General features: G+C 70.9%; 11 protein-coding genes and 1 pseudogene. 2 read left to right on the top strand and 10 right to left on the bottom strand.

The window, feature by feature from the left end; translation table 11 throughout:
- The first annotated feature begins 60 nt into the window (after window positions 1-60).
- Window positions 61-1,677 (top strand): alpha/beta hydrolase, encoded by a 1,617-nt coding sequence (locus JIX55_RS23520; RefSeq protein WP_257565286.1) that lies wholly within the window; start codon window positions 61-63, stop codon window positions 1,675-1,677.
- 175 nt (window positions 1,678-1,852) lie between these two features.
- Here JIX55_RS23520 and JIX55_RS23515 read toward each other — a convergent pair whose 3' ends face one another.
- The 3 genes from JIX55_RS23515 to JIX55_RS51175 all read right to left on the bottom strand — a co-directional run bounded on the left by JIX55_RS23515 (window position 1,853) and on the right by JIX55_RS51175 (window position 3,028).
- Window positions 1,853-2,122 carry a hypothetical protein gene (locus JIX55_RS23515; RefSeq protein ID WP_257565285.1) on the bottom strand — a complete coding sequence of 90 codons (270 nt, stop codon included), beginning with the start codon at window positions 2,120-2,122 and terminating at the stop codon, window positions 1,853-1,855.
- A 294-nt stretch (window positions 2,123-2,416) separates the two neighbouring features.
- Window positions 2,417-2,647 carry a DUF397 domain-containing protein gene (locus tag JIX55_RS23510; RefSeq protein WP_257565284.1) on the bottom strand — a complete coding sequence of 77 codons (231 nt, stop codon included), beginning with the start codon at window positions 2,645-2,647 and terminating at the stop codon, window positions 2,417-2,419.
- Window positions 2,648-2,653: 6 nt separating this feature from the next.
- Window positions 2,654-3,028, bottom strand: a complete 375-nt coding sequence (locus JIX55_RS51175) for a Scr1 family TA system antitoxin-like transcriptional regulator (protein WP_331609825.1) — start codon at window positions 3,026-3,028, stop codon at window positions 2,654-2,656.
- Between JIX55_RS51175 and JIX55_RS23500 the strand changes: the two genes are divergently transcribed.
- On the top strand, window positions 2,950-3,132 hold the full coding sequence (locus JIX55_RS23500) for a hypothetical protein (RefSeq protein ID WP_257565283.1): 183 nt from the start codon (window positions 2,950-2,952) through the stop codon (window positions 3,130-3,132). The two genes, JIX55_RS51175 and JIX55_RS23500, sit on opposite strands and share 79 nt — an antisense overlap.
- Window positions 3,133-3,273: 141 nt before the next feature.
- On the opposite strand, the gene JIX55_RS23495 is transcribed toward JIX55_RS23500, so the two are convergent.
- From JIX55_RS23495 to JIX55_RS50920, 7 genes and pseudogenes are all read right to left on the bottom strand, one after another.
- Window positions 3,274-4,176, bottom strand: coding sequence for a calcium-binding protein (locus tag JIX55_RS23495; protein WP_257565282.1), 903 nt, complete (start codon window positions 4,174-4,176; stop codon window positions 3,274-3,276).
- Between the two features lie 380 nt (window positions 4,177-4,556).
- Complete coding sequence (serC, locus tag JIX55_RS23490; protein WP_257565281.1) at window positions 4,557-5,675, bottom strand: phosphoserine transaminase; 1,119 nt, start codon at window positions 5,673-5,675, stop codon at window positions 4,557-4,559.
- Window positions 5,676-5,903: 228 nt separating this feature from the next.
- Entirely contained in the window at window positions 5,904-9,848 is a 3,945-nt protein-coding gene (locus tag JIX55_RS23485; RefSeq protein WP_257565280.1) for an NACHT domain-containing protein, read from the bottom strand.
- 194 nt (window positions 9,849-10,042) lie between these two features.
- Window positions 10,043-11,248 carry a cytochrome P450 gene (locus tag JIX55_RS23480; RefSeq protein ID WP_257569452.1) on the bottom strand — a complete coding sequence of 402 codons (1,206 nt, stop codon included), beginning with the start codon at window positions 11,246-11,248 and terminating at the stop codon, window positions 10,043-10,045.
- 64 nt (window positions 11,249-11,312) lie between these two features.
- Window positions 11,313-11,660 (bottom strand): DUF742 domain-containing protein, encoded by a 348-nt coding sequence (locus JIX55_RS23475; protein ID WP_257565279.1) that lies wholly within the window; start codon window positions 11,658-11,660, stop codon window positions 11,313-11,315.
- 176 nt (window positions 11,661-11,836) lie between these two features.
- A pseudogene (locus tag JIX55_RS23470) lies at window positions 11,837-12,238 on the bottom strand (roadblock/LC7 domain-containing protein); the annotation flags it as partial.
- Window positions 12,235-15,051 (bottom strand): ATP-binding protein, encoded by a 2,817-nt coding sequence (locus JIX55_RS50920; protein WP_306820028.1) that lies wholly within the window; start codon window positions 15,049-15,051, stop codon window positions 12,235-12,237. The gene JIX55_RS50920 and the pseudogene JIX55_RS23470, both read right to left, overlap by 4 nt.
- Between the last annotated feature and the right edge of the window lie 165 nt (window positions 15,052-15,216).

The raw sequence follows: 15,216 nt of genomic DNA, 5'->3' as shown, positions 1-15,216 counted from the left end.
TGCGGCACGGGCCGCGTACCTCGCGGCCCTGAACCCCCCTCATCGTTGCGAGAGAACTCCATGAGAAGAAGCGCAGCCGTGTTCTGCGGCGCCTCCGTCGTCCTGGCAGGGACGCTCACAGCCGTCCCCGCCAACGCCAGCGCGTCGCACTCCGCGAACACCGTCCAGGCCGCCGCGGCGAAGGTCGCCTGGAAGAAGTGCGCCACGGCCGACTACCCGACGCTCCAGTGCGCGTCGGTCAAGGTGCCGCTCGACTACGCGAAGCCGGGCGGCAAGAAGATCACGCTGGCGCTGTCCCGCGTGCCGCACACCGCGAAGAAGTACCAGGGCCCGCTGCTGGTCAACCCGGGCGGCCCCGGCGGCAGTGGCCTGACGCTGGCCGGGTTCGTCGCGTCCTCCCTGCCCAAGAAGGTCGCGGCCCAGTACGACGTCGTCGGCTTCGACCCGCGCGGAGTGGGCAAGAGCAAGCCCGCCCTGGACTGCAAGCCGGGTCACTTCAACCCGGTGCGCCCGGACACCGTGCCCAGCACGTCCGCGATCGAGAAGGCCAACCTCTCGCGCGCCAAGTCCTTCGCCAAGGCCTGTGCCACGAAGCACAAGGACGTCCTGCCGTACATCAACACGATCAGTGCCGTGAAGGACCTGGAGTCGATCCGTAAGGCACTCGGCGCGAAGAAGATCAACTACTTCGGTTACTCGTACGGCACCTACCTCGGCGCGGTCTACGCCAAGTTGTACCCCGAGCGGGTGCGGCGCCTGGTGCTGGACTCGATCGTCGACCCGACGGGTGTCTGGTACGAGGACAACCTCGACCAGGACTACGCCTTCGACAAGCGCCACAAGGCGTTCACGAAGTGGGTCGCCAAGTACGACGCCACCTACAAGCTCGGCACCGACCCGGCGAAGATCGAGGCCAAGTGGTACGCCATGCGGGCGGCCCTCGCCAAGAAGCCCGCGGGCGGCAAGGTGGGCGCCTCCGAGCTGGAGGACACCTTCCTCCCCGGCGGCTACTACAACGGCTACTGGCCCTACCTCGCCGAGGCGTTCGCGGCCTACGTGAACGACAAGAACGACGCCCCGCTGGTCGAGTCGTACGAGAACTTCGCCGCCATCGACTCCTCCGGCGACAACGGCTACAGCGTCTACGCCGCGGTGCAGTGCCGTGACGCGTCCTGGCCGCGTGACTGGAAGAAGTGGACCAAGGACAACTGGGCGGTGCACAAGAAGGCGCCGTTCATGGCCTGGAACAACGCCTGGTACAACGCGCCGTGTGCGTTCTGGCCGACCAAGTCGCTGAAGCCGGTGAACGTCGCCAACTCCAAGCTGCCGCCGGTGCTGCTGTTCCAGGCGACGGACGACGCGGCCACCCCGTACCAGGGTGGCGTCACCGTCCACAAGCTGCTCAAGAAGTCCAGCCTGGTGGTTGAGCAGGGCGGCGGCAACCACGGCATCACGCTCAGCGGCAACACCTGCCTCGACAAGCACCTGGCGACGTACCTCACCAACGGCAAGGTGCCCCGTGGCAGCGGCAAGGTCGACGCCGTCTGCAAGAAGCTGCCCGACCCGAAGCCTGCGGCCGCGCAAGAGAGTTCGGCCCAGTCGACGCTGAATTCGACGCAGGGGCCGGCCGCGACGAGCGGTGACACCCTGCACGGCATCCTCGGCTTCCGCGGCTGAGCGTGCCTGCCTGAGCATCAGCTCGTACGGCCACGACAAAGGCACCCGGCGTCTCGCCGGGTGCCCTTGTCATGCGGCTCACCTGGTCAGGAGGCAGCCATCATGCGATGACGCCGAGGCCCTGACCCCAGACTCTCAGTCCGGCGTCGAATGACGCGATTACGGCCGCCGGCCGCTAGTTGCACCTGAGGCGGATCTGCGCGCTCCAGGTACCGTTGCTCTCCCGCCAGGTGCTCCGGTCGACCAGCGACACGTCATTGCGGTTGGGGCACTGGTTCCGCGCTTCGGTCAGCGCGTTGGCGTACGCCACGCCCTCCTGCGAAGCGTTGCCCCGGCCCGTCACCGTGTCACCCACGTTGGCCGCAGCCGCGATACCAGCGGCACCGAACGCCATGGTCCCGGCCAGAGCCGTCACCACGAAAGCCTTCTTCGCGAAGGTCTTCATTTACTTACTCCTTATTTACAGTGAAAGCCGGAGGGGAGGCGGCATCGGACGTCCAACTGGTTTCCGAGCTGAACTGCCCTTCCCCTTCGGTGAGTTCACCGTAACCCCGCTGATTGCCGGGAACCTGCGGCGTCCACGCGACCTCCCCACTTCTCTGATCCGACTCTGATCCGGCTCTGATAATCGGCGTTGATTACTCGATTAATTTCGTGGAGATAAGGGAAGCCGCCCCTGCTCGACGGACTCGCTTCCCCGCCGCCCCCGAAGCCCTGGCCCTCCCGTGTGTGCGATGGCCTAGCCCTGGGTGAGGTGGTCGAACTCGCCGGCCTTCGCGCCCGCGAGCATGGCGGCGATCTCCGAGTGGGTGAAGAGCAGGGCGGGGCCGTTCGGGGCCTTGCTGTGTCGGATGGCTACGCCGTTTTCCTGGGCGGCGAACTCGACGCAGTTTCCGTCGCCTCCGGAGGCGGATGACTTCTGCCATGTGGTGGATATTTTGGAGGCGTCCGGGATCATGTGCTCCGACATTCCTGCCTACCCTTCACGGTAGTTGTTGAGGTGGCTCTCGATGAGTTTCATCGATTCGGCTCCCCTGAGGGAGTCGGACATCATGAGTCGGTTGAACAGCCTGCTGTACGCCTGGACTTCCCCGGTCTCTTCCAGGAACCTGTTGCCGGTCAGCCCTTCGAGGTAGACGATGTCGGGCTCCCAGCGTTCGAAGGGCCGGCGGGTGTCGGCGGGCCCCTGTCGGGCAGCCCGACGGGAGCAGTGGGAGACAGGGCACCCGGTGCGTACGTATGTGCTCGTCGCTCTCGGCGAGGTGGCGGGCCATGAGTGATCGGGCCGCTCGGGTACTGCACGCGGTGGAGGAGCGGGAGTTCCTCGCCTGGGCCACGCATGTGCGGAGATGCGTCAACGGGTGCCGGGTCAGCCTGGGCGTGGAGTGCGCCGAGGCTGTCCCTCTGCGTGAGGCCGTGGATGAGGCGCGGGTGAGGACGGCGCCTGGCCCGTGAGCGCGAGGCGTCCGGCGGCGGTCGCCCTACACCGTGCGGACGGCAGTCATCGAGCTTCACGGTGGTCCGACTTGGACCTCAGGGCGCCCGGTGTGCACCGGGCGCCCTTCAACGACGTGCGGCGGCGGCCGACGGTCCCGTTCAGTGCTGGTGGACCTTGTCGTTGCCCGGGCCGCCCGAGAGCTTGTCCGTGCCCTGGCCGCCGTGCAGTACGTCGTTGCCGCCGTTGCCCCAGAGCGTGTCGTTGTCCTGGTCGCCGTACAGCACGTCGTTGCCCTGCTGGCCGCGCAGGGTGTCGTTGCCCCGGCCGCCGTACAGCTTGTCGTTGCCCTCGCCGCCCCAGAGGTCGTCGGCGTCGGTCCTGCCGTACAGGATGTCGTTGCCGGAGTCCCCGCTCAGCGTGTTCCTGGTCATCTTGGTGCTTCCGGTGAGGGTGTCGTTCCCGGCGCCGCCACCGCAGTTCGAGCAGTCGGTCATGGTGTCGTGGCCCTTGCCGCCCCGGGAACCGAAGCCCCAGACACCGCCGCCCCCGGCGATGCGGTCGTTGCCGTCCTCGCCGTAGAGCTCGACCTCGGCGCTGCCCAGCAGGACGTCGTTGCCGGAGCCGCCGTAGATCCCGGCGTACAGGGAGCCGGCGGGAATCGTCGCGGAGTCGTCGCCGTCACCGAGGCGGACGTCGTAGACGAACTCGTCCTCGCCGCTCGGGTGAACTGCCTGGGCGCAGTGGACGACCTTGTGATCGGTCGCCTCGGGGTAGGTGCAGTCACGCTGGGTCGCCGCGCTCGCATCGATGGCGATGTCCACCCGGTCGCGGAAGGTGATGATCCAGTAGCCCCACTCCCAGTCGGGCCTCTCCTCCCTCGCCACGGAGACCGCGAAGCGGTTCGACTGTCCGGCGCCGGCCTGGTAGCGCAGGAGGCCGGCTTCGAAGGCGACGGTGGCCGTGCTCGTCGGGGCCGCCTGGGCGGTGGGCGCCGCGAGCGCGGCTCCGCCCAGGGCGAGGGCGAGAGAGGCGGTGGCGGCGACGGTTCTGTACGAGCGCATGCGGAAGTAACCCTTCGGCCGGGGCTGTGCGAGGGCGGTCGGTGTTGCGGTTCGTGGTGCGGGTGTTTTTTCCGATCGCCCCGTTAGACACGTGGCCCGGGGGAGGAGTTGTACCGAAAACCGGGAACCCGGTGCAGGGCGGCGTGAGACACGGAAAGGGCGCCCGGCGGTGGTCGGATGCTGTTGGCGAATCGCCAAGCGGGAGCCAAGTGGGCGCGTAGTCCCAGCGACACGCCGTGCAGGCGGCGTGTCGCTGGGACTCTCGCGCCACTTGACAGCCGGTGACGGGATTCGCCAACAGCGTCCGGTGGTCGCCGGGCGCCCTTCAGCGTCGTACGGGAGTCAGTGTCGTTCGGGAGTGACCGGAGTGACCCGAGTGATCAGAGCTTCTCGATCACGTAGTCGACGCACTTCGTGAGGGCCTCGACGTCCGCCGGGGCGATCGCCGGGAACATGGCGACGCGGAGCTGGTTGCGGCCGAGCTTGCGGTAGGGCTCGGTGTCGACGATGCCGTTGGCGCGGAGGACCTTGGCGACGGCGGCGGCGTCGATCTCGTCGGCGAAGTCGATCGTGCCGATGACCTGGGAGCGCTTGGCCGGGTCGGAGACGAACGGGGTCGCGTACTTCGACTCCTCCGCCCAGGTGTAGAGGCGGGTCGAGGAGTCCTTCGTGCGGGCCGTGGACCAGGCGAGGCCGCCCTGGCCGTTGATCCACTCCAGCTGCTGGTTCAGCAGGAAGAGCGTGGCGAGGGCCGGGGTGTTGTACGTCTGGTTCTTGCGGGAGTTGTCGATCGCCGTGGGGAGGCTGAAGAACTCCGGGATGTGGCGGCCGGACGCGTGGATCCGCTCGGCGCGCTCGATGGCGGCCGGGGAGAAGACGCCGATCCACAGGCCGCCGTCGGAAGCGAAGGACTTCTGCGGGGCGAAGTAGTAGACGTCGGTCTCGGTGATGTCGACGGGGAGGCCGCCGGCGCCGGAGGTGGCGTCGACCAGGACGAGGGCGCCCTCGTCGGCGCCCGCCACACGCTTGAGCGGGGCGGCGACGCCGGTGGACGTCTCGTTGTGGGTGAAGGCGTAGACGTCGACGCCCGCCTCGGCGGTCGGCTCCGGGTGCGTACCGGGGTCGGAGGAGACGACCGTCGGCTCGGCGAGCCAGGGGGCGAGCTTCGCGGCCTTGGCGAACTTCGAGCTGAACTCACCGAACGTGAGGTGCTGGCTCTTGTTCTCGATCAGGCCGTGCGTCGCGATGTCCCAGAAGGCCGTCGAGCCGCCGTTGCCGAGGATGACCTCGTAGCCCTCGGGGAGGGAGAACAGCTCACTGATGCCCTCGCGGACCTGGCCGACCAGGTTCTTCACCGGGGCCTGACGGTGGGAGGTGCCGAGCAGAGAGGTACCGGTCGCGGCCAGCGCGTCCAGCGCCTCCGTCCGCACCTTGGAGGGGCCCGCGCCGAAACGTCCGTCGGCGGGCTTGATGTCAGCGGGGATCTGGATATCAGCCACGGGCGCGAGCCTATCGGCTCCACGAAACGTGGGCGAAATGTCGTCCGTCGGATGAGACGGGGAGACGGGGAGGCGAGCAGACAGGGAGGCGAGCAAACAGGGGGCGGGGAGACGGGGGGCGGGGAGACGGGGGGCGGGGAGACGGGGACGACCGTTCAAGGCCCCCGGCCAGCCGCCCATGCCGCCCAGCAGCCCAGCCGGCGTAAGGCCTGGCGGCGGCCGCGATCCTCAGCCGGCGACGTGCGTGCGGTCGGCGGCCGTCTCCCCGTCGTCCGGGTCGACGTCGCGGGCCCGGTCGCTCATCTGGTCCCAGAAGCGGCGCATGCCGGCGACGGGCACCCTGCGCTGCCATGGAGCCTCCCGCCGGAACCGCAGGGAGGCCCACGCCCAGGGCTGCCACTTCCTCAGCAGGTCGCGCTGGCGCAGGCAGAAGACCTCGCTGAACTCCATGCGCAGGTTCTCCACCTTGGCCGGGTAGGGGCACATCTTCATCCGGCAGTCGTCCGTGCACGTGGACCCGGGCTGCGCCGCGCGTTCCGCGCCCCGGACGGGGTTCAGCCGGGTGCGGTCCCTGCGTACGCAGGACGGCATCTGGGCCGGCTCGCGGGCACAGAACTCCAGGATGCGGAACGCGTCCTTCGGCCGGTGCGACCGCTCGCCGAGCACCACCAGCAGCAGGACGTCCGCCAGCAGCTGCTGCGCCGTGGGGTCCAGGGTGCTCCATCCGGTCGACGGCGGTATCCACAGGTTGTGGGCCCGCTGCTCCCCGGGCAGCCCGACCTCGGTGCCGATGCAGGAGGCCACGGCCGCCTCGTCGATCCACAGGAACCGCTCGGGCCGCCGGGTCTGCAGCGCGCGGACCGCCAGCTTCGCGGCCCCCTCCACCAGCGGGTGCTCCTCCCGGCCTCCCTCGCCCAGCGCCAGCCACTCCCGCACCTGGCCCCGGGGATCCGCCCCGTGGCCGCGGATCGGCTGGTCCGCGGTGACGTCGTCGGGCAGGCTCCACAGGGTCAGCGCGTGCAGCAGCGTCAGCCGCGTGTACCAGAAGCTGCTCTGCTTCAGCAGCTCCTGGGCCTGCTTGACGAGGAACTCGCGGGCCCTGCGGTTCGACCGGGGCCCGGGGCGCCGGTTGGCGGCGTACTTGAAACCCTGGGCCAGTGCCACTCCGAGGCCGATGGGGGCGCCGGGCCCGTCGTCATGGATCCAGGCGCCGGTCTCCCGTGTCGCCGCCTGGACCCAGTTGTCCAGGTCGTCGCGGGGGCTGGCCTGGCGACGGGCCATCATGGAGGAGTCGACGAGCAGGGGGAGCAGCCAGGCGCGCATGGTGTTGCAGCTCCATCGCCCCTTCTCCGCCAGCGCCTCCTCCTCCGCCGACCTGCGTTCCTCCCGCTCCCGCCGCTCCGCCAGATCCCACCGGGACGCGGGGTGGTCCGCCCACGCCTCGTCGGGCGAGGGCGTCGGCCGCCGGCCGCGGCACCGTCGTTGTCCGGTCTCGACCGCGGCACAGGCCTCGGAGAGCTTGCCGCACAGCGCCTGATACGCCGGCTCGCCACCCGCTCCGACTTCCTTGACGAGGGCCTCGCGCACCCGGCGGTCGGGCTCCTTGCGGCCGATCTGGAACATGACGTCGTACGCCGGGTACGCCGGGTACGCCGGATGCCCGTAGCCGGGGTCGCGGCTCCGCACGGCGGCGACGCGGCGTACCGCCGTTCCGCACTGCTTCACCACGGCGAGTTTCGCCTCGCGGAGCCGGGCGGGGTCCTCGTCCTGGCCGAGACGGTTCCAGTCCTTCTCGATCTCCTTGATGAGGTCTTCCTGCCGGGGGACGGTCCCGACACTGTCGATCTCCACGGCGGCGCCGTAGATCTCCAGCGCCCTCAGACGGGGGCTGCCGCGCTCGTCGAACACGCCGTCGCCGAGGTCCGGGGACAGATCGGAGACGTTCCGCGCGTTCGCCGCGTCGGTCAGCAGGTTCTTCGCGCGCTCCTTGAGCAGCTCGCGCATCCTGTCGACGGGGCAGGTCCGTCGGGCCGTCGCGGAGCCGTCGCAGACGCACTTTCCCTTCCGGGAGCGCGAGTACAGCGTGAGGGCGATGAGGAGTTCCCGCCCGCCCCGCCGCAGGGCCCGGGTGATGTGCGCCTCGGCCGCCGGGTCCGGGTTGGCGGCCGTCGATGAAGCGGCGGGCGTCGCCGACGCGGCGGCCGTCGATGAAGGAGCCGTAGTCGACGAAGGAGCGGTCGTCGATGGAGGAGCGGTAGTCGATGGAGGAGCGGTAGTCCACGACGGAGCGGTCGTCCACGGAGGAGTGGTCGTCGATGACGGAGCGGTCGTCCACGGGGGAGTGGCCGTCGATGACGCGGCAGTCGCGGGCCTGGCGCCGGACATCGACGGGGCGCCGGTCGCCGCGGGGCCGTCGGGCGACGAGGGCTCGAAGATCTCGTCCAGGAAGCGGGAGCCGAGGTAGGCCTGCACGATGCTGTGCTGAAAGCGGACCTTGTCACCGTTCTCGTGGACCAGGCCCATCCGCGTCCCCCAGGTCGCGGCGATCCGGATGTCGACCCTGGGGCCCACCCACCATTCGGCACCGCCCCGCCTCTCCTGGCAGGGGTGCACTCGACCCTGCCAAGGCGTGCCGCGCTTGAGGGCGTACTCCTCCGGGCGCCACCGCAGTTCCGCCATCCGGCGGTCCAGTTTCCGGGCGACCCGCCTGTTCCACTCCGGATTCGAACCCGCCCGCACTCCGAAGCCGCGGCTCCCGGAACCGCCGTCCTGGCCGTCGAGGGAGGGGGAGAGTTCCCCGAGCCGGACGTCGGCGCTGTCCGAGGCCAGACCGACGCACGCGAGCGCCGAGATGTACTCCACGACCGCCAGCCTCGTGTCGTGGTCGATGGGCAGTTCGGGGTGGACGTCCCCGTCGACCAGCGCGTGGATCCATGTCTCCATGAGTTCCGCCCGCAACTTCCAGCTGTCGCAGAGCTGGAGGTCCGGATCCCCGCCCCCGTTCCACAGGGGTTCCAGCAGGTCCTTGCCGTGCAGATCCTTGGCGATCTTGAGGTAGATGGGGGACTCCGCCATGTCGGCGGCTTCCACGATCCGGTCGAGCAGGGTCGGATCGGAGCGCCAACTGCCGCTGCGGGCGATGTACCGCAACGCCGCCTCGTTGCTCAGCGGCTCCAACTCCGAGACGGCCGCCTGCATCGCGCGCAGCGGGTCATGCGGCCGCGAGGCGATGACCAGGGGCAGCCCGTCCTCGCCGGCCCTGCGTATCGCGTCCCGGATCAGATTGTCGCGGCGGCCGCTCGCATGGTCCTGGCTGAACGCCTCCTCCAGACCGTCCGCGAGGACCACGATCCGGTCGGCCCGCTGCCTGAGCCACCGCCAGATCCGGTCGATCTCGCCGTCGGACCGTACCTTCGACCGTACGATCTCGCGGAACCGGGCGAGCGCCAGCTCATCGAAGTCCAGCGGCTCCTCGCCCTGTGCGTCGCGCAGCCGTACGGGGATGGGGACGGCCCCCACGGCCGCGAGCTTCTGGGCGAGCCGGACCACCAACGCCGTTTTCCCGGCGCCGACGCCCCCGACGACGACATGCGGCCGACGGACCTTCTTGTCGCGCAGGTTCTCCATGATGGCGTCGCAGAGCTGGTCGCGGCCGACCACCTCGTCCATCAGACTGCCCGCCGTCTGCACCAGCCGGCCGGGCTCGTGCCGCGCCTGGTAAGTGCAGAAGCGGCGGACGTGCCACAGCCGCCAGGAGAGGAACAGCAGGGTGGAGGCGGCGAGCAGCAGGACGGGCATCGCCACGCCGGTGACCGCGTCGCACGCGGCGGCGTTGCTGCCCTCGCCGTCGCCCTCGCCACCCTGGCACAGGTCGTGCGGCCCGAAGCCCCGCACCAGCTCCGTCTTTCCGACGAGGTCCAGCACCGCGACGAAGCACCATGCGAGAAGTCCCGCCGTCAACAAGGCCACCACCGCGACCAACACGGTCGTCCACGGCGGATTCCACCACCGTCTGGCGTGCGTCACACCCCGGTGGAGCAGCCACCGGCTGCGGAGGTGCCAGAAGACGGCCACGAAGGGGCGTCGGCCACGCGCCCACAGTTCCCGGAGCGGGCCTGCCTCCGGTGGCCCGGTGACGATCTTGACCTTGCGCGGGGGGAGTGCGTATCCCATTGACCACCACTCCGTCGGCTCCGCCGGGATCGGCCGTGGGCCGACGCTCCCGGGCACGGGATGTCGAGGTGGAGAGGGATCCCTGCCTTCAGTTCAGCAGCCGATTCCTGACCTCGCCACTCGGCGCGACGCCGCTGGGGTCCCGGGTCACCGGTCACCAGGCACCGGTGACCGGTGAGGGGTAACCGGTCCGGTCACCAGGCACCGCCGCCGACCGCCGGCGCGGGCGAGAACCGGACCGGCAGCTCCCCCAGCCCCCGCAGCCAGGGCGAGGACCGCCGAGTGAGCGTGTGAGCCGGTACGGCCAGATCGAGGTCCGGCAGCCGGTCCAGTACGACCTCGATGCCCGTCCGCGCGATGACCTCGGCGATCTCCTGCGCCGGGAAGGGGCAGCGGTGCTCGCCGTGGCCGAAGGAGAAATGGGCGTTGTTGCCGCCGGTGAGGGCGGAGCCGTCGGTGCGGACGCGGGGGTCGGAGTTGGCGCCCTGCAGGCCGAGGAGGACGAGGTCGCCGGTGCGCAGGTCGCGGCCGCCGAGGCGGGTGTCGCGGGTGGTCCAGCGGCCGGCGGCGTTCTGGATGGGAGCGTCCTCCCAGAGCACCTCGTTCATGGCCTCGGCCACGCTGCTGCGGCCGCCGAAGAGGGAGGCCGCGAAGCGCTCGTCGGTCAGCATCAGACGGAGCGAGTTGCCGATCCAGTCGGTGGTCGGCTGGTGCCCGGCGGCCAGCATGACCATCACGTCATGGGTGACCTCCTCGGCCGTGAAACCGTGGGCGGAGGCGTTCGCCAGCAGGCGGGACACCACGTCGTCCGCCGGGCGCTCCCGCCGCTCCGCCACCAGCCGGGCCATCGCCGCCCTCAGATGCGCCCCGGCCGGCCGCGCACGGTCCTGGCCGTCGAGGATGTCGTTCAACGCGGTGACCAGTCCCGGGCCCTGTTCCTCCGGGAAACCGAAGAGGTACGCCAGGACACGGACCGGCAGCAGCGCCGCGTACTGCGCCACCAGGTCGGCAGCGCCCGCCCCGCACACCGCGTCGATCAGCTCGTCGGCGAACCGCTCGGCATGACCGCGCAGTTCGAGCGGGTCGACCGCGTCCAGCGCCTCGCCGATCAGCTCGGCACGCCGCCGGTGCCGTTCGCCGACCGTGCCGAGAATCGACGGCTCTTCCCGGCTGATCACGGGTGACAGCGGCCAGTCGGCGGGGATGTTCGGCCACTGGTTCCACAACCGGGAGTCCCGGCTGAACAGCTCCGGATCACTGGTCACCTGGTGCAGCTCGCGATAGCCGAGCACCAGCCACGCCGGTACGCCCCCGTCGAGCAGCACGGGCACCACCTCGCCGTGCTCGCGCCGCAACTCCCCGTAGAAGGTGCGGGGTTCGGCATGGAAGCGGGCACCCATGACGGGTACCGGTACGGGTATGGGCACGGGAACCGGTACGGAGTGGCCCGCGCCGTTGCCGTTCTCAGAGGTTGCGAAGTCCAACTAACACCTGCTCCAGAATGTCCAGATCGATCAGCGCGGCCTGGTTGGGATGCCGGGCGCTGACCCGGCCCGCCACGAGGAGGTCGGAGAGCAGGACCTTCGTGATGCTCACCGGCAGCCGCAGCTCGGCGGCGATCTCCACCACCGCCGTCGGCCGCTCCGTCAGCCGCAGGATCGTCACATGCTCCGACTGCATGCCCGGCACCGGCTGGCTCTCCGCGACCACGAGCGTCACCAGGTCGAACGGCGTTCCGGACGCGGACCGGCTGCGCCCTCCGGTGAGCGTGTACAGCCGGTCGGGCAGGTCGTCCCTGCCGGGCCGGCTCATGACGTACGGGGCGCCAGAGCCGTAGCCGAGGTCGTGGTCGTACTGGCTTTGCTCGCCGTACTGGCTGTGCTCGTCGTGCCTGCGGTACCTGTGCCGGTCGTGCCCGTCGTGCCCGTCGTGCCGGTCGTGATGGTCGTGCCCGTCGTGCCGGTCGTGCCCGTCGTGTTCGTCGGGCGGCGCGGCTTCGCGCTCAGGTGCTCGCCCAGCTGTTCGACCAGTTCGCTCATGTTGTGTCCGACGAGGCCGGCGTCCGCCTCCTCGTCGGTCACCACGGCCAGATGCGCGCCTTCGCCCGCTTCCACGATGAACAGGACGCCGCCGTAGAACTCCGCCATTGCCGACCGCACACCCCCGCTGCCGTCGCCGAACTCCACGGACGCCCCGTGGGACAGCGACTGGATGCCGGCGGCGATCGCGGCGAGCTGGTCGGCCTGGTCGATCGACAGCTCCGGCGTACGGCACAGCTTCAGGCCGTCCCGGGAGAGGACGAGCGCGTGCCGGGCGCCCGGAGTGCGTTCCAGCAACCCCTCCATGAGCCAGGTGAGCCTGTCGTCGGCGGTGATGCCGGTGCCGGTCATGGGGTGTGGTCGCCTTCCAGGTGGGGGTGCGTGCGCGGGTCCGGGGCGGGGGGCCGCGCTCTGGCCGGGTCGGGGTCGGGGTCCGGGCCCGTCGCCGGGTAGGAGGGGGAGTGGCCGGGAGCGGTGCCGTCGTCCGGGCCGGGGCGCGTGTCCCGTACGGGTTCCCACGCGAGTTCCCGTACCGGATCGAGCTCCCACTTCGCTTCCCGTACGGGTTCGGGCGTCCACGTGAGCTCTCTGGCCGCTTCCGCTTCCCACGCCTGCTCTTTCGCCGCTTCCGGCTCCCACGCCGACGCTCTCCCGGGCTCGGGTCCCCAGGCCGGCTCTGGCGGGGTCTCGGGCTCCAGCGCCGGTTCTTGCGCCGCTTCCGGCTGCCACGCCTGCTCTCGCCCGGCTTCCTGCTGCCACGTCTGCTCTCGCCCGGCTTCCGGCTCCAGCGCCGGTTCTTGCGCCGCTTCCGGCTGCCACGGGAGTCCGGGCGCGGGTTCGGGTTCCCATGCGGTCGCTTGTACGGCCTCGGGTTCCCAAGCGGTCTCTCCTACGGCCTCGGGTTCCCATGCGGTCTCCCGTACGGCCTCGGGCTGCCACTCGGCCTCCCGCGCGGGCTCGGGATCCCACGCCGTTCCCCCTACGGCACCCCACTCAAGCTCCCGCACCGGCTCCAACTCGGCGTGCCGCACGACCTCAACACGCGGAGCGGCATCCCGTACGGGTTCCAGGGCGCCCCCCTGTACGGGGACCCCGGCCGGGTCCATGTTCATGCCCGGGGCGGCGGCCGGGTCCGGCAACCCCGTCGTCCCCGTCGTGCCCGGCACTTCCGCCGTCCCCGTCCCCGTCCCGCCCGCCGCCCCCGGCATCCCCGTGGAAGCCTCGTCCCCCGTGGCCGTCCCCTGGACGAACGCCTGGTCCAGGCCGCCTGTGCCACGGACCGCGCGGCGGAAGCTGCTGAAGCGGATGGCGCCGGTGCTGGCTTCCTCGGCGGGGCTGGTGGCGCGTTCCGGGCGGGCGGAGGTATCGGCGGCGCGGGTGCGGGCCTCCGCCTCGGCGAGGGACCGGCCGCGGCGGCGACGGGGGAGGGAGTCGGAGGCGGTGGGGGGCTCGTCGGCGGCGGGCGGAGAGCCGGGCTCGGAGCCAAGGTGGGAGCCGACCCCAGAGCCGACGCCAGAGCCGACGCCCGAGTCGACCCCGGAACCGACGCCCGAGTCGACCCCGGAACCGACGCCCGAGTCGACCCCAGAGCCGACGCCCGAGTCGACCCCGGAACCGACGCCCGAGTCGACCCCAGAGCCGAATTCAGAGCTGAACGACGAGCTGAAGGAGGCGTCGTGTGAGGAGCCGTATGAGGCGTCGTATGAGGAGCCGTATGAGGAGCCGTATGAGGAGCCGTACGAGGCTTCGTATGAGGAGCCGAACGACGGAGAGCCGGTCGGGGCGTCGGGCGGGGGCGAAGTCCCGGGCCTGAAGCCGGACAGGGAGTCGATCAAGGCGTCGGCCACCGGGTCGGTCACGGGGGCCGCTGGGGCGTCCGTCGGGAACTCGTGCGTGGGGGTCGGTTCGGTGTCCAGGTCGTGCGGGGCGCGGACGGTGTCGTAGGGGCGCGACCGGTCGGGCGCGGCGGCGGGCGTCGCGGAGGGGATCGTGCTCGCGAGGAGGTCCTGGGGGATGAGCATCAGGACGCCGGTGCCACCGCGGGCGGACGGGCGGAAGGAGATCCTCAGGCCGTGCTTGCGGGCGAGGCGGCCGACGACGGCGAGGCCGAGGCGGGTGCCGGAGAGACTGGTGAGGTCGGCGGCCTCGCCCGACACGGCGCGTTCGGCGCGGCGGAGCTGGACGTCGCTCATGACGAGGCCCGAGTCCTCGACGGAGATGATGGCGCCGGCCGGGACCTCCTCGACGTAGACATGGACCTCGGCGGTCGGAGGCGAGAAGTTGGCCGCGTTGTCGAGGAGTTCGGCGAGCGCGTGCATGACACCCTCGGCGGCGTGCCCGGCGACGGCGGCCTCGCTGGAGGAGTGCAGCCGGACCCGGCGGTAGGCGCCGATGCGGCCCATCGCGCCGCGCAGGATCGACTCCATGGGGATCGGCCGTGCCCAGCGGCGGCCCGAGCGCGCGCCCGCGAGGACGGCGACGGAGTCGGCGAGCCGGCCCGCCTGGGCGGTGCGGTGGTCGAGGTGGAGAAGGTCGGCGAGGACGTCCTCGTCGGCGTGACGTTCCTCCATGGCGCGCAGGTCGGCGAGGGTGCCGGTGGCGAGGGCCTGCATCCGGCCGGCCACATTGGCGGTGACGGCGAGGACGGCGGTGCGGTCGGCCTCGGCCCGCTTGGCGCGTTCGCTGAGCAGGGCCCGCTCCTGGGCGGTCTCGTCCGCCGTACGGTCCCGCTCGGCGGACAGCCGTTCGCGCTCGCGCTCGGACTCCGTGGTCAGCCGGACCCGTTCCCGCGCGTACTCGGCCGCGATCCGCGCCCGCTCCTGCACGAACTCCTCGGTCAGCCGCCCCCGTTCCTGCCCGAACTCCTCGGCCATCCGGGCCCGTTCCTGGAGCAGCAGACCGGCGTCCCGGGAGACGGCGTTCAGACGGTGGCGCAGCAGTTTCACCGACACGCGCGCGTGCACGGCGATCGCGACGGCGACCGTGAGCAGCAGCGCGGCCGCGCCCGCGCCGCCCGCCAGTGGTAACCGTATGGACTGCGGCGCCAGCGCGACGGCGGCGCCGGCCGCGGTCGCGGCGAACACGGCCGTCACCAGGGGTAGCGGAAGGACTGAGCGCAGGGCGGGGCGTTCGCTTGGTGAGCGAGGGGGGCTGGGCGCGGTCATCGGCTGGTGTCCTCGGTCGGTTCTGAACTCGGTAACTCAGTCGGTTCCTGGGGTCGGTAACTCGGTCGGTCCCTGAATGAGAAGCGACGTCCGGTGCTCAATTGGCCGTCACTATATGGGAGTTCATGACTATGGTTGGCCGGTTTCCGATTAGCTCCCCGGAAT

The organism is Streptomyces sp. DSM 40750 (assembly GCF_024612035.1).
Taxonomy (GTDB): Bacteria; Actinomycetota; Actinomycetes; order Streptomycetales; family Streptomycetaceae; genus Streptomyces.
The sequence above is the reverse complement of the archived record's forward strand: the minus strand, read 5'-3'. Positions and strand labels throughout refer to the sequence as shown.